The sequence below is a fragment of the Curtobacterium sp. NPDC089991 genome (assembly GCF_044748425.1).
Classification (GTDB): Bacteria; Actinomycetota; Actinomycetes; order Actinomycetales; family Microbacteriaceae; genus Curtobacterium.
The window spans coordinates 250,792-264,844 of record NZ_JBIVGB010000001.1; the positions used below are offsets into that span (position 1 = coordinate 250,792).

13 protein-coding genes, 2 tRNA genes and 1 pseudogene are annotated in these 14,053 nt (G+C 71.1%); 14 read left to right on the forward strand and 2 right to left on the reverse strand.

Annotation, left to right across the window (positions count from 1 at the left end; translation table 11 throughout):
- Nucleotides 1–102 precede the first annotated feature (102 nt).
- The 7 genes and pseudogenes from ACIPV1_RS01130 to ACIPV1_RS01160 form a co-directional block, all read left to right on the forward strand.
- Nucleotides 103–378 (forward strand): annotated as a pseudogene (locus ACIPV1_RS01130) (ABC transporter permease); the annotation flags it as partial.
- A 114-nt stretch (nt 379–492) separates the two neighbouring features.
- The gene (locus ACIPV1_RS01135; protein WP_402725871.1) at nt 493–1,179 is read left to right on the forward strand and encodes an ABC transporter permease; all 687 of its coding nucleotides are present in this window, start codon (nt 493–495) and stop codon (nt 1,177–1,179) included.
- 2 nt (nt 1,180–1,181) lie between these two features.
- Nucleotides 1,182–2,186, forward strand: a complete 1,005-nt coding sequence (locus ACIPV1_RS01140; RefSeq protein WP_123292570.1) for an ABC transporter permease — start codon at nt 1,182–1,184, stop codon at nt 2,184–2,186.
- On the forward strand, nt 2,183–3,859 hold the full coding sequence (locus tag ACIPV1_RS01145) for an ABC transporter ATP-binding protein (RefSeq protein ID WP_402725604.1): 1,677 nt from the start codon (nt 2,183–2,185) through the stop codon (nt 3,857–3,859). Before ACIPV1_RS01140 ends, ACIPV1_RS01145 begins: the two co-directional genes overlap by 4 nt.
- Before the next feature lie 175 nt (nt 3,860–4,034).
- Nucleotides 4,035–4,964: an ATP-binding cassette domain-containing protein gene (locus tag ACIPV1_RS01150; RefSeq protein ID WP_123292572.1), complete on the forward strand. Its 930-nt coding sequence runs from the start codon at nt 4,035–4,037 to the stop codon at nt 4,962–4,964.
- On the forward strand, nt 4,961–5,962 hold the full coding sequence (locus tag ACIPV1_RS01155; protein ID WP_402725605.1) for a D-isomer specific 2-hydroxyacid dehydrogenase family protein: 1,002 nt from the start codon (nt 4,961–4,963) through the stop codon (nt 5,960–5,962). The genes ACIPV1_RS01150 and ACIPV1_RS01155 overlap by 4 nt, the downstream gene beginning before the upstream one ends.
- Nucleotides 5,963–6,088: 126 nt before the next feature.
- Nucleotides 6,089–6,161: transfer RNA gene (locus ACIPV1_RS01160), tRNA-Asn, on the forward strand.
- Nucleotides 6,162–6,289: 128 nt separating this feature from the next.
- On the opposite strand, the gene ACIPV1_RS01165 is transcribed toward ACIPV1_RS01160, so the two are convergent.
- Nucleotides 6,290–7,708 (reverse strand): ArnT family glycosyltransferase, encoded by a 1,419-nt coding sequence (locus ACIPV1_RS01165; protein WP_402725606.1) that lies wholly within the window; start codon nt 7,706–7,708, stop codon nt 6,290–6,292.
- A gap of 141 nt (nt 7,709–7,849) precedes the next feature.
- On the opposite strand from ACIPV1_RS01165, the gene ACIPV1_RS01170 reads away from it, so the two are divergent.
- On the forward strand, nt 7,850–8,338 hold the full coding sequence (locus ACIPV1_RS01170; RefSeq protein WP_159572984.1) for a hypothetical protein: 489 nt from the start codon (nt 7,850–7,852) through the stop codon (nt 8,336–8,338).
- A gap of 59 nt (nt 8,339–8,397) precedes the next feature.
- Here ACIPV1_RS01170 and def read toward each other — a convergent pair whose 3' ends face one another.
- Entirely contained in the window at nt 8,398–8,973 is a 576-nt protein-coding gene (gene def, locus ACIPV1_RS01175) for a peptide deformylase (RefSeq protein WP_402725607.1), read from the reverse strand.
- A gap of 39 nt (nt 8,974–9,012) precedes the next feature.
- Here def and ACIPV1_RS01180 point away from each other — a divergent pair, with 39 nt between their 5' ends.
- From ACIPV1_RS01180 to ACIPV1_RS01205, 6 genes are all read left to right on the forward strand, one after another.
- The gene (locus ACIPV1_RS01180) at nt 9,013–9,924 is read left to right on the forward strand and encodes a DMT family transporter (RefSeq protein ID WP_181437562.1); all 912 of its coding nucleotides are present in this window, start codon (nt 9,013–9,015) and stop codon (nt 9,922–9,924) included.
- A 173-nt stretch (nt 9,925–10,097) separates the two neighbouring features.
- Nucleotides 10,098–11,309, forward strand: coding sequence for a glycosyltransferase (locus ACIPV1_RS01185; protein ID WP_131878906.1), 1,212 nt, complete (start codon nt 10,098–10,100; stop codon nt 11,307–11,309).
- A 10-nt stretch (nt 11,310–11,319) separates the two neighbouring features.
- Nucleotides 11,320–11,394, forward strand: a tRNA-Ile gene (locus ACIPV1_RS01190).
- A gap of 7 nt (nt 11,395–11,401) precedes the next feature.
- Nucleotides 11,402–12,526 carry an AI-2E family transporter gene (locus ACIPV1_RS01195; RefSeq protein WP_207896192.1) on the forward strand — a complete coding sequence of 375 codons (1,125 nt, stop codon included), beginning with the start codon at nt 11,402–11,404 and terminating at the stop codon, nt 12,524–12,526.
- Nucleotides 12,523–13,353: a DUF1684 domain-containing protein gene (locus tag ACIPV1_RS01200; protein WP_402725608.1), complete on the forward strand. Its 831-nt coding sequence runs from the start codon at nt 12,523–12,525 to the stop codon at nt 13,351–13,353. Before ACIPV1_RS01195 ends, ACIPV1_RS01200 begins: the two co-directional genes overlap by 4 nt.
- Before the next feature lie 170 nt (nt 13,354–13,523).
- The gene (locus ACIPV1_RS01205; RefSeq protein ID WP_235035923.1) at nt 13,524–14,024 is read left to right on the forward strand and encodes a DUF3145 domain-containing protein; all 501 of its coding nucleotides are present in this window, start codon (nt 13,524–13,526) and stop codon (nt 14,022–14,024) included.
- The last annotated feature ends 29 nt before the right edge of the window (nt 14,025–14,053 follow it).

The window sequence follows — 14,053 nt, forward strand, 5'->3', positions numbered from 1 at the left end:
GCAGGCCGCGGGCGTTCCCACGAGGAACGCCCGCGTGCCTGCGCACCGGCATGAAAGGCACCCCTCCCCGTGACCCTGAGCACCCCAGAGGCGACCCAGGACGTGAACGGCACCGATCCGACCAAGCCACAGGCACAACGTCGTGCCAAGAGCAGTGGCGGCGGACTCGGCCGGTACGTCCTCGTCAGGTTCCTCCTCATCATCCCGACCGTCTTCATCCTGGTGACGCTCGTGTTCTTCCTGATGCGCGTCATCGGGAACCCGATCACCGCGTCGGTCGGCGGCCGACTCACCCCGACGCAGCTGCAGGAACGCCTGCACGCCGCCGGGTACGACCGTCCCGTGCTCGTGCAGTACTTCGAGTACCTCGGCGGCATCCTGCGCGGTGACTTCGGCAACGCGTCGACCGACAACCGGCCGATCACCGAGATCATCCTGCAGTACGGCGGCGCGACCGCCGAGCTCGTCTTCTACGCCCTCGTCGTCGCGCTCGTGCTCGGCATCCCGCTCGGCATGCTGGCCGCGTACACGCGCGACAAGTGGCCCGACGTGCTGCTCCGTGCCCTCGCGATCCTGACGTACGCGACCCCGGTGTTCTTCGGCGGCCTGCTGCTCAAGCTCGTCTTCTCGGTGTGGCTCGGTTGGCTGCCGCTCGGCGACCGCGCGTCGACCAGGGTGGAGCTCATCCTCGACGGCATCCCCGGCGCGAGCGGCATCTACATCATCGATGCACTGCGGACCGGCAACGCGGCGGTCATCGGCGACGTGCTGCAGCACGCCGTCCTGCCGGCGCTGACCCTCGGACTGCTGACCGCCGGCATCTTCCTGCGCCTGGTGCGCGCGAACATGATCGGGTCGCTCGGCTCCGAGTACGTCGACGCGGCCCGCTCCCGCGGTGTCCGCGAGTCGCGGTTGGTGCGGACGCACGCGTTCCGCCCCGCTCTCGTGCCGATCATCACGGTCATGGGCCTGCAGATCGCGATGCTGCTGGGCGGTTCGGTCCTGACCGAGACCACCTTCGGCTGGCGCGGCCTGGGCTTCGAGCTCAACCAGTACCTGTCGGCCCGTGACTTCGTCGCGGTCCAGGGCATCGTCGCGATGCTGGCGGTGATCGTCGCGGTGACCAACTTCATCGTCGACGTCGTCGCCGCCCTGATCGACCCGAGAGTGAGGTTCTGACGATGGCCGACACCACCCTCGTCGACCGCCACGAGCCGCTCTGGAAGCGGCTGCCCGTGGTGGTCCAGCTCCGCAAGAGCACCGGCTGGCAGCGCGCCATGCTCATCGTCGGCGTGGTCATCTGCGCCCTGTACCTGCTCGTCGCGGTCTTCGCGCCGCTGCTGGCCCCGTACGGCTTCGGCCAGCTGCAGGGCGCGGACGGCGAGAGCTTCCCGCGCACGGGCGCACCGAGCGCCGAGCACATCTGGGGCACCACCGTCGGCGGGTTCGACGTCTTCAGCCGGGTGGTCTACGGCGCCCGGACCGCGGTCCTCGTCGTGATCGTCGCGGTCGTCGTGTCGATCATCGTCGGCGTGCTGCTCGGGCTGGTCTCCGGCTACCTGGGCGGCTGGCTCGACCGGGTCCTCGTCGTGGTCGCCGACGCGATCTACGCGTTCCCCTCGCTGCTGCTCGCGATCGTCGTGTCGATCGTGATCTCCGGTGGCAACTCGAGCTACTCGGGCGGCATCATCGCGGCGGCGATCTCGATCACCGTCGTCTACGTGCCGCAGTACTTCCGGGTGGTCCGTGCCGAGGCCGTGCGTCTGAAGAACGACGCGTTCGTCGAGTCGGCGCGCGTGATGGGCACGAACCCGTGGCGCATCATGACCCGCCACGTGCTGCGCAACTCGACCAGGTCCCTGCCGCTCATCCTGACGCTCAACGCCAGCGACGCGATCCTGACCCTGGCCGGCCTCGGCTTCCTCGGGTTCGGCATCGGTCCGACGTCCGGCGCCGAGTGGGGCTACGACCTCAGCCGTGCGCTGTCCGACGTCGCGAGCGGCGTCTGGTGGACCGGTGTCTACCCGGGTGTCGCGATCGTGGTGCTGGTGCTCGGTGTGACGTTCATCGGCGAGAGCCTCAACGACATCTCCGACCCCCGTCTGCGTGCGCGCCGACGGCTGAAGCAGCTGGTGTCCACGCGCGACGCGCGCAACACGGCCACCGCGGAAGGATCGGGCGCATGACGACCGACACCGAGAACGCACCCGTGGTCGTCGTCGACGACCTCACGGTCACCTTCGCCACCGACGGCGGCGCCGTCGACGCGGTCAAGGGCGTCAGCCTCGACGTCCGCCCCGGCGAGGTCCTCGCCCTGGTCGGCGAGTCCGGCTCCGGCAAGTCCGTCACGGCTCGCGCCATGCTCCGGCTCATGCCCGAGACGGCGACGCTCGGCGGCGCGGTGCTGCTCGACGGCACCGACGTCGTCACCGTCGGCGCGCAGAAGCTCCGCAGCCTGCGGGGGACCGCCGGTGCGATGGTCTTCCAGGAGCCGTCGACCGCCCTCAACCCGGTCTTCACGGTCGGGTGGCAGATCGCCGAGGGGCTCCGCGCCCACGGCGGCATGTCCAAGAAGGAGGCGCGGGCGAAGGCCATCGACTACCTCGGCCGCGTCGGCATCCCCGACCCCGAGACCCGCGTCGACCACTACCCGCACCAGTTCTCCGGTGGCCAGAAGCAGCGTGTCGTCATCGCGAGTGCCCTGGCCCTCGAGCCGTCGGTGATCATCGCCGACGAGCCGACCACGGCGCTCGACGTCACGGTGCAGGCCGAGATCCTCGACCTGCTCCGCCGCTGCCGCGACGAGTTCGGCACGGCGATCGTGATCATCACGCACAACATGGGTGTGGTGGCCGACCTGGCCGACCGCGTCGCCGTGATGTACCAGGGCGAGATCGTCGAAGAGGCCTCGGCGACGGGCCTGTTCGCGCGTCCGCAGGCCGACTACACGAAGCGGCTGCTCGCCGCCGTGCCCCGGCTCGAGGCGTCGACGGGCACCGCCCGCCGTGCCGCGATCACCGAGGACGTCACCCCGCTGGTCGAGGCGAAGGGGCTCGAGATCGAGTACCCCGGCCGCCTCGGTTCGCCCGCGTTCCGTGCCGTGAAGGGCGTCGACCTGGCGATCCGTCCCGGCGAGGTCCTCGGCTTGGTGGGGGAGTCCGGCTCCGGCAAGACCACGATCGGTCGCGCCATGGCCGGGCTGACGAAGGTCACCGGCGGCTCGCTGAAGGTCCTCGGCGCCGAGATGCTCGGCTACCGGGAGCGCGACTTCAAGCACCTGCGCAAGGACATCGGGTTCGTGTTCCAGGACCCGGCGACGTCGTTCAACCCGCTGCTCACGATCGCCGAGTGCGTCGCCGAGCCGCTGGTCGTCCACAAGGAGGTGTCGAGCCCGCGTGCGGCCCGTAAGCGGGTCGACGAACTCCTCGAGGCGGTCCAGCTGCCGAAGGCGTACGGGGACCGCTACCCGCACGAGCTCTCCGGTGGGCAGCGCCAGCGCGCCTCGCTCGCCCGGTCGCTCGCGCTCCGGCCGAAGCTGCTCATCGCCGACGAGCCGACGAGTGCGCTCGACGTGTCGGTGCAGGCCCGCGTGCTCGAGCTCTTCCTCGAGCTCCAGCAGGACCTGGGCTTCGCGTCGCTGTTCATCAGCCACGACCTGGCGGTCGTGGGCGCGCTGTCCGACCGGATCGCGGTGCTGTACCGCGGCGACCTGGTCGAGGTGGGCACGACGGCGCAGGTCCTCGGCGCCCCGCAGCATCCGTACACGCAGCGCCTGCTGGCGTCGCTCCCGGTGCCGGACCCTGCGGAGCAGGCCGAGCGACGGCGTACGCTGGAGCAACTGGAGAACGTCGGGTCCTGACCCGATGCGACCCGCGTCTGGTCTCGACCCGGCGCGACCCGTCCAGGAGGCCCGTCCAGCGTCGTCGACGCACGCCGGGCCTCCTGGACGGTCGCCTCCACAGCTGTACGCACGACGGTCCTGCCAGCGCGGTCCGTCGCGAACCGCCGCCAGGGGGCGGCGTGGAAGGGGACCCATGATCGCGGTCAACGGACCGGCGGTCGTCGCGGACGACGTGTCGATCGAGTACCGGGGCGGACGGGGGTCCGAGTCGATCCGAGCGGTCGACGGGGTCAGCCTGACGGTGCGGCAGGGCGAGATCCTCGCACTGCTCGGTGAGTCGGGGTCGGGCAAGTCGACCTTCGCCGCCGCGATCGCGGGGCAGCTCGGGTCGCACGGCGAGGGTGACGGTGCGCTGCGCCGGCACATCGTCGGAGGCGAACTGACCGTCCTCGGCCAGAAGACCCGCGGGCTGCGCGGTTCGTCCCGCAAGCTCGAGCGGCTGAGCGGCCGGATCGGCTACCTGCCGCAGGACGGCGCCGATCGGCTCAGTCCGGACCTCACCGTCGGCGAGGCCATCGCCGAACCGATCTACCAGCGCGACCGCCGCTTCGACCGCAAGGAAGCGGGCCTGATCGTCGCGCGCCTGGTCGACGCCGTGCACCTGCCGCTCGGCGTGATGCGGCTGAACACCTGGGAGCTCTCCAGCGGGCAGCGGCAGCGTGTCGCCCTGGCGCGGGCCCTCGTGCTCGAACCCCAGCTCCTGGTCGCCGACGAACCCGCCCGCGGCGTCGACGTGCTCGTGCGCCAGTCGGTGCTCGAGGCCCTGGCGACCCTGCAGCGCAACCGGCAGTTCTCCGCCGTCGTGGTGTCCAGCGACCTGCGCGAAGCCGGCGCCCTGGCCGACCGCGTCGCCGTGATGGCCGATGCCCGGTTGGTCGGCCTCGGCACCTTCGACGAGGTCCTCGACAACCCCGTCGACCCCTACGTCAAGACCCTGGCCGCGACCGCGGCCCGCGGCGTGAAGCGTCGCCCGGCACCCACCGCCCCGCGCCGCTCGACGGCGCCACGCCGACCGGTCGCCGCCGGCACCGGCCCCCGCACGGACCGACAGGAGAACCCGTGAGCACCGCCACCCGAGGCCACCGCGCCGTCGTCCCCACCTCCGGCGCCCCGCTGCCGATCGACGCACCGCAGCCCGGCCCCGTCGCCGTGCTGCCGGAGCCGACCGACCTGCACGTCACCGCGGTGACCGGGGCCGGCGGTACCGTCGCGCCGCTCGACGCGGACACCCGCGGGCTCGTCTGGCTCGACCCCCGCGACCCGTCCGGCCTGGCGGACGCGCTCGACGCGGCACCGGGGATCGGCTGGGTGCAGCTGCCGTTCGCCGGGGTCGACGCCTTCGCGCACCTCATCCAGGAGCACGGGGACCGCGTGCTCTTCACCTCGGCGAAGGGCGCGTACGCGGAGCCCGTCGCCGAGCACGCCCTGGCGCTGACGCTCGGGACGCTGCGGGTCCTGCAGAAGCGTGCCCGTGCACACTCGTGGGCCACCGAGCCCGAGGGTGTGTCGCTCTACGGCCGGAACGTCGTCGTCATCGGCGCCGGCGGGATCGCGCTCGAGTACATCCGCCTGCTCGCCCCGTTCGACGTCGACGTCACCGTGGTGCGTCGCTCGGCCGACCCGGTGGACGGCGCATCGCGCACGGTCACCACCGACCAGCTCGACGAGGTCCTGCCCGACGCCGACGTCGTGATGATCGCAGCAGCCATGACCTCGGGCACCGCGAAGCTCTTCGGCGGTCATCAGTTCGCGATCATGAAGCCGTCCGCCCGGCTCGTCAACATCGCCCGCGGGGGACTCGTCGACACCGACGCCCTGGTCGAGGCCCTGCGCAGCGGTGCGATCGCCGCCGCAGGGCTCGACGTCACCGACCCCGAGCCGTTGCCGGACGGCCACCCGCTGTGGTCCGAGCCCGGCGCGGTCATCACGCCGCACCAGGCGGACACCCCGGAGATGGTCGCGCCGCTGCTCGCCGAGCGGGTCCGACTCAACACCACGGCGTTCCTCGACGGCAGCGGCGAGGGCTTCGTCGGCGTCGTCGACCCGGTCGCCGGGTACTGAGGAGCAGCGCTGCACCGGGGGCCACAGCGCGGCGCGCCCGGGCGGCGTGTCCGATGCGGTGAGGGGCCCTGCGGTGCTGCTATGCTGTTACCCGTTGTTCGCACGACATTCGCCAGCGGACAGTGATCCTCGATAGCTCAATTGGCAGAGCAGCCGGCTGTTAACCGGCAGGTTGTTGGTTCGAGTCCAACTCGGGGAGCGTCTGGCCCGGATCCTCACGGATCCGGGCCTTTTGCGTTCCCGGGGCGATGCCCACGGCCGCGCGCCGCACGGCCGCGCGCCGCACGGCCGCCCGCCGCACGGCCGCGCGCCGCACGGCCGCGCCGGTCAGGAGGCGGGGGTGCTCGGCTCGATGTGCAGCGTGCCGTCGCGGTTGTTGTCGTCGATCGTGCCGGTCTTCGGCACGTAGACGTCGAGGTAGTCGAGCCGGAAATGGTCGAGCTGATCGGCGTACTCGGACAGGAACTCCGTGACCTGGTGGGGCATGGCCCGACGGTCGTCGTGGCCGACCACGATCGCGTCGAACGGTCCGTACTGCGGCTTCTGCGTGCCCCGGTCGGGCAGGTAGATGCGCCAGGTGTTCGCACTGAAGCGGGCGAACAGCACGCCCTCGGAGTCCTTGCCGCGCACGTGCAGGGCGTCGGAGAGCAGGGCGATGCCGCTCGGGCGGGACTGTGCCACCGCGACCCCGAGCCGCACCGCCGGCACGAGCAGGCAGGCGACGAGGACGGCCGCCGCGATGCGTCCGACGGGTGGCCGCACCGATGCCAGCCGGCCGTACCCGATGGCGGCCAGGGCGATGATCAGCGGCATCCAGGCGTCGTAGTAGTACGGGAGCGAGACGTTCGCGACGATGACGTAGAACACGAGGAAGACACCGAGCGCGATGCCGAGGAACGCGACGAGCCGGTCCGGCCGGATCGCCAGAGCGCAGGCGACGCCGATGACCAGCACCGTGAGCAGCAACCAGCCGGTGCCCGACGCCAGGAACGCGAAGTTGGCCCACCACGGTGCCTGGGGGTAGATCGTGCCGAGGATCGTCGTCGGGTGTCCGTGCGCGTTCTGCTGTGCCTGGAACTTCAGCATGTGCCCGATGGCGGTGAAGAGCCCCGCCGGCAGGTACAGGAGCACGAAGACCACCACGAACGCGACGCCGCCGTACAGTGCGCCCACGCCCAGGTCACGCCAGCGGCGGAACAGCAGCGGCAGGGCGCCGATCGCGAGCACGAGCACGGCGGTCGAGACCTTGGACGTGACGGACATCGCGAGCAGCGCCCCTGCTGCGGCGATCCACCACCGGTTGCCGGTCCGCATCCAGGTCCAGGCGGCGGCGAGCGAGGCGACCGCGAAGAAGACCATGAGGGGCTCGAGCATCGCGAAGCGGTCGATCCGCGCACCGATCACCGAACCGGCCTCGGCCCAGGAGGCGCCGGAACCGCGCGGCGTCAGCCACCACGCACCGGCGGCGAGGAGTCCCGTCCAGAAGCCGACCTCGCGGCGCAACCAGACGAACAGGACCACGCCGGTGCCGAGCATCGCGGTCGCGGCGACCAGGCGGGGCCCGAGCGGCCCCTGTCCGACGACGAGCTGCGCGATGCCGTACAGGTACTTCGCCGTCGGCGGGTGCTCGAGGTTGAGCGAGAAGTTGCCGTGCACGTACGCCCAGCTCGCCCGGAGGTAGACGAACTCGTCGTTGACGATGGTCGGGCGGCCGAGGTGCCAGAAGGCGACGAACAGGGCAGCCACGGCGACGACCACGAGGGCGGCGACGTGGACGGGGCGGGAGTGCAGGCGGGGGATGAGGACCTCCAGGGCGGGGCGTGCCCGACCATCATCGCAGGAGCGACCGTGCGGGTCCTGCCGGGCAGTTGCTGTTAGCGTTCACAGGTGCACCGATCCCGTCCGCCCCGCGCCGTGTTCCTCGGCGTGATGCTCGCGGCGGTCATCGCGCCCGTGCTCGTCGGGTGCAGCGGTGCCGGACCCGACACCGATGCGTCAGAGGAGCCCACGAGCTCGGAGACCGGGCTCGGGTCGGGCGCCTCGCCGGTCGTGTTCGCCTTCGTGTGCGACGACGGCGACCCCGAGACCTACACGACCTACTCTGCGGTGTGGGAGGACGAGCGGACCTCGTGCACCGCGAAGCGGCTCACGGGCTCGGTGCCGTCGACGCAGCAGCAGGCCGCGGTCGACGCGACCCGTGGTGACGCCACCCTCGTCGAGCTCGCGAGCACCTGCGCCGTGACCGGCACGGACCCGTGGACGTCGGCCGTCGCCGACGACGGCGCAGCGCACGTCGCCGCCGGCCTCCTGCAGTACTGCCCGGGGCACCCGGAGACCGACCACCTGCGCGACGCGCTGACGACGTACCGGAGCTGAGCCGGGCCTCCCGGTCGTCAGCTGTCCACGGCAGGCGACGCGCGGGCCGGACCGGCCCGTCAGCCCTCGGGGTGGTCGCGACCCGGCAGCCACGACTGGCCGGGGCCGCCCCAGCTGTTCTTGCGGATGGCCTTGGCGACCTGCTTGCCGTAGGGGTGCACCAGGCGGTCGGCGTAGAGCCAGCCGTCCAGGTGGTCGTACTCGTGCTGGAAGATGCGTGCGAGCCAGCCGTCGGCCCGGATCTCGAACGGTTCGCCGTGCTCGTCGAACGCCCGGAGCAGCGCGCTGCCGGAGCGTCGGAGCGGGAAGCGCTCACCCGGCACGGACAGGCAGCCCTCGGACTCGTCGTCCTCGTCGAGCTCGTCGACCGACTCGGGGACCGGCGGGCTGATCCAGAGGACCGGGTTCACGGCCGCGGCGCGGTGCAGTACTTCGTCGTCGTCGGTGTACGAGTACACGAACAGGCGCTTGCCGACGCCGACCTGGGGTCCGGCCAGCCCGACGCCGGGGGCGAGGTCCATGGTCTCGAACATGTCGGCGACGAGGGAACGGAGGTCGTCATCGAACTCGGTGACCTCGGCTGCACGCTCGTGCAGGACGGGTTCGCCGGTGATGCGGATCGGGAGAACGGCCATTCACCCAGGTTATCCGGCGGTGGACGGTAGCCTCGACGCGTGACGACGGACCTCCAGCTGCCCGACGCAGTGAACCTGACGCCGTTCCAGGCCCTCATGATCCCCGTCGCGCTCATCGGTGCGGTGTTCCTGTCGCTGGGAGCGCAGTTCCAGAGTCGTGGTGTGCAGCGGGTCGAGGCGCGGCTGGGGCGGCAGTCGAAGGGGCTGAGCGTCCGGCACGTCGTCGGGCTGGTCTCGAGCGGCTACTGGGTGCTCGGCACGCTCATGCTCGGCATCGCCGTCGTGCTGCAGCTCATCAGCATCACGTACGCGCCGCTGATCGTCGTGCAGCCGCTCGGGGCGGTCGCGCTCGTGATCACCACGTGGTTCTCCTCCCGGTCGTCGGGCGTGCCGCTGGGCCGTCGGGCGAAGCGTGCGGTGTGGACCTGCATCATCGGTGTCGCGATCTTCGTCGGCATCGCGGCGTTCGTCGGGCACGAGAGCGCGATCACCCGGCAGCAGCTGGTGACCGTCCTGATCATCCTGGCCGTGGTGCTCGTGCTGGTGCTGGTGTCGTTCCGACTCGTGGCCAAGCACAAGAGCGCGCTCTACTACATCGTCGGCGCGGGCATCCTCTACGGGTTCGTCGCGACGCTCGCCAAGGTCGTGCTGAACCGGTTCGTGAACGGCACGTTCGACTGGTTGACGGTCCTGGCGATCATCGGGGTGGTCGTCGCGGCGTCGCTCGGCGGGTACTTCGTGCAGAACGCGTACTCGGCCGGTTCGGCGGACCTCGTCATCGCGGGGCTGACCGTGATCGACCCGATCGTCGCCGTCGGGATCGGCGTGGTCGTGCTCGACGAGGCGTCCGGGGCGCCGTGGGGTGCGGTCGCCGGGTTCGTGGTCGCGGCCGGCATCGCCATCACCGGGGTGTTCCTGCTCGCCAAGCACCACCCGCAGACCCGCGCCTGACCGCGGGGGCCGCGGGGGCCGCGGGGCGGCGCAGCGCCGTCGCCCCGTCACCCCGTCACCCCGTCACCCCGCGGGAGCACGGGGTCCTCCGCGCGGCTGACGCGGCCGCGGAACCAGGTGCGGTACCGTCGGCAGTCCGACCAGCAATCGCCCACGAGAGGACGACGCCAGCCGTGTCAGGAGACGTCACCACCGCCACCGCCGAACCGACGGGTGCGACGGGCGGACACCGACCCTTGCGCATCCTGATCGCCGCGGACACCTTCCCGCCGGACGTCAACGGCGCCGCCACCTTCGCCGAGCAGCTCGCCGTCGGCCTGGCCGAGCGCGGGCACGAGGTCCACGTCGTCGCCCCGGCCTCGAGCCGCAACTACGGCACCTTCGACGAGGAGCACCAGGGCGTGACCCTCGTCGTGCACCGCCTGAAGTCGTACAAGTGGCCGCTGCACGCCTGGCTCCGTTTCGTGTGGCCGTGGAGCGTCAAGAAGTGGACCGGCCCGATCCTCGACGCCGTGAAGCCCGACGTCCTGCACATCCAGTCGCACGTCGTCATCGGTCGCGGGATCGTCCCCGAGGCGAACGCGCGCGGCATCCGGGTCATCGCGACGAACCACTTCATGCCCGAGAACCTGCTCGAGTACACGCCGTTCGGCAAGTGGACGCTGCCCATCGCGCTGAAGATCGCGTGGAGCGACGCCGCGAAGACCTACCGGCTCGCCGACACCATCACGACGCCGACGAACCTGGCCGCCGACTACCTGCGGAAGGCCATCGCCGGTCAGCGGGTGCTCGCGATCTCGTGCGGGATCGACGCGTCGCGGTACGTGGCGCGCGAGGGCCGTCCGGTCAACAACGACATCGTGTTCGTCGGCCGCGTGGCGCCGGAGAAGAACCTCGACGTGCTGGTCCGGGCCGTGGCGCTGCTGCCCGGTTCGCTCGCGGCGACCCTGACGATCGTCGGCGACGGCGAGATGATCCCGAAGCTGACCGCCCTGGCGAAGGAACTCGGGCTCGAGGACCGCGTCCGGTTCCTCGGGTTCGTCTCGGACGAGGCCAAGCGCACCGCCCTGACGAACGGCACGGTGTTCGCGATGCCCTCCACCGCCGAGCTGCAGAGCATCTCGTCGCTCGAGGCCATGGCGTCCGGGCTGCCGGTCGTCGCCGCGGACTCGATGGCGCTGCCCCACCTGATCGACGGCAACGGGTACCTGTTCACCCCCGGCGACGAACACGACCTCGCCGCCAAGCTCGAGGCGGTGCTCACGGCGTCGGAAGCGGAGTACACGGCCATGCGGGAGCGCAGTCTGGCCATGATCGAGGCACACGACATCAACCGCACGCTCACGACGTTCGAGGCGCTGTATCGTGGGGAACCGGTGGCCTGACGGTCGTCGAGGGGCGGTAGCCAAGCTGGTCAAGGCAGTCGGCTCATAACCGAACGATTCGCGGGTTCAAGTCCCGCCCGCCCTACGTGCAGATGAAACGCAAGCGCGAGGACGACCACGACGCAGCTGGTCCGACGCCGAACGTCACGTTCCAGGTGAACCGTGGTGGCACCGGCGTGCGCGTCAACGCCTTCCGCATCGGGTTCATGGGTGCCATCGGGGTGCTCGTCGCGCTGCTCGCCGGCACCATCATCGGCGAGCTCAGCACCGTCCTCGTCTACATCGGGGTCGCACTCTTCCTCGCGCTCGGCATCGACCCGCTCGTCTCGTTCCTCGAGCGGCTCATCCCGCGGTGGGCGGCGATCACCGTCGTCGTCGTGGGCGTCCTGGCGGCGTTCGCCGGGGTCGTCTTCGCGGTCGTCCCGATCCTGGTCGAGCAGGCGACCAACCTGATCCAGAACTTCCCCGAGGTCGTCGACGACATCTCGAAGCAGCAGTGGGTGCAGGACCTGTCGAAGCAGTTCGCCGGGTCGTTCGACATCGACCACGCGCTCGAGTCGGTGCAGTCGTTCGTCGAGAACCCGGGCAACCTGCTCAGCGTCGGCGGCGGCATCCTGGCGGTCGGTAGCGGCATCCTGTCGGGGCTCACCGGCGTGCTGATCGTCCTCATCCTGATGCTCTACTTCCTCGCGTCGATGCGGGGCATGAAGCGTGCGGCGTACCGGTTCGTGCCGGCGTCGCGCCGCGAGAACTTCATCGACGTCAGCGAGCAGATCACCCAGGCGGTCGGTCGGTACGTCGTCGGCCAGGTGTCTCAGGCGCTCATCAACGGCATCCTGAGCCTGGTGTTCCTGCTCATCATCGGTGCGCCGCTGCCCGTGCTGCTGGCCTCGTTCGCGTTCCTCGGCTCGCTCATCCCGCTCGTCGGCACCCTCGGCGCCGCGGTCGTCATCTCGTTGCTCTGCCTGTTCGCGTCGCCCGCGACCGCCCTCGCAGCGGCGATCTACTACCTCGTCTACATGCAGGTCGAGGCGTACCTCATCTCGCCGCGCATCATGTCGCGTGCCGTGCAGGTGCCCGGGGCCCTCGTGGTCATCGCCGCGGTGGCCGGTGGCACGATCGGCGGCGTGCTCGGCGCCCTGGTCGCCCTGCCCGTCGCCGCGTCGATCATCATCATCGTGCAGAAGGTCATCTACCCGCGGCAGGAGCTGGCGTGACGGACGCCGCCTCCGACTTCGCCGACCATGTCGCGGAACGCGATCGCTGGGCACGCGGGCCTCGTGGCCCCTTGGCCCTCGTGAACGCCCAGCACGTCGACCACCCGCAGCCGGTGTGGCCGGTCCCCGGCACCTGGGCACCCACGGTCGGTGGCCTCACGGTGACGGCCGCCGCGACCGACGGTGTCGTCGTGGACGGCGTCCCGGTGGACGGCACGGTGCTCGTCGCCGGTGACACCGCCGTGGTCCCGTCCGCCGTCGCGTTCCCCGACGGCTTCGCGGGCACGGTGTCCGGCTCGACGCTGCGCGTCTGGGACCCCGCGGCGGAGCCGATCCACCGCTTCGCGCGCATCGCCCGGTTCGACCGGTCCGACGACTGGGTGGCTTCCGGCACGTACGTCCCGCTGGACGCGGGTGCGGGCGACGACCGGGAGGCCCGTGGCAGCGTCCTCGACGCCGCCGGCGACGCCCTGCCGGTCGCCGGGCACATCGAGACGGCCGTCGGCAGCACGACCATGCGGTTCGTCGCGGTCCGGTCCGCGGCGTTCCGGGGTGCTCCGCGGCTGCAGCTCATCGTGCAGGACGCCACGAGCGCCCTCGCCGAGGACGACCCCGGCAGCACCTACTCGATGGGCCGCTTCCTGTACCTCGACGACCCCGGCACCGCGGGCCCGGTCGAGCTCGACTGGAACCTGCTCGTGCTGCCGCCCTGCGCGTTCTCGTACCAGTTCGCCTGCCCGATCCCGCCGGCCGAGAACCGCGTACCCGTGCCGATCACGGCGGGGGAGCGGCACCCCGTCGACGCTGCGGGCACCGTCCTGCACTGAACCGGACCACGCTCGGCGGGGTCCTTGCCGTTCCCAGCCGGAACGCTGCATAATGGGCGTGTCCTGTCGGGACATCACAATCGCATACCGAATGGTTCCGTGGCTCGCAGCCGCTCGGATCCTCCGCACCAGGTCGATGGGGAAGTCGCACCTGACGTATCGGAGGAACCGTGAACGGAACGACGACAGGAGTGCTCTACGTGCACTCCTCACCCCGCGCGCTCTGCCCGCACGTCGAATGGGCAGCAGGTCGCGCGATGAACCGCGCCGTGAACTTCTCGTGGCTCGACCAGCCGGCACAGGACGGTGCCCGGCGGACCGAGTTCACCTGGACCGGTGCGGTCGGTGCCGGTGCCGCGATCGCCTCCGCGCTGCGCGGCTGGGAGCACCTGCGCTACGAGGTGACCGAGGAGCCGACGACCGAGTCCGACGGCGGCCGTTGGATGCACACGCCTGACCTCGGGGTCTTCTACGCGCAGACCGACGTGACCGGGAACATGGTCATTCCCGAGGACCGCGTCCGCTACGCGATGGAGGTCGCGGGCAGCAACGCGCTCGAACTCCACCGTGAGCTCCGGCTCGCGCTCGGACAGGCCTGGGACGACGAGCTCGAGCCCTTCCGGCACGCGGCCGAGGGCAACCCCGTCGTCTGGCTGCACCGCGTCGGCTGACCCGGGCTCGCAGCACGCCGGCGTCTCGG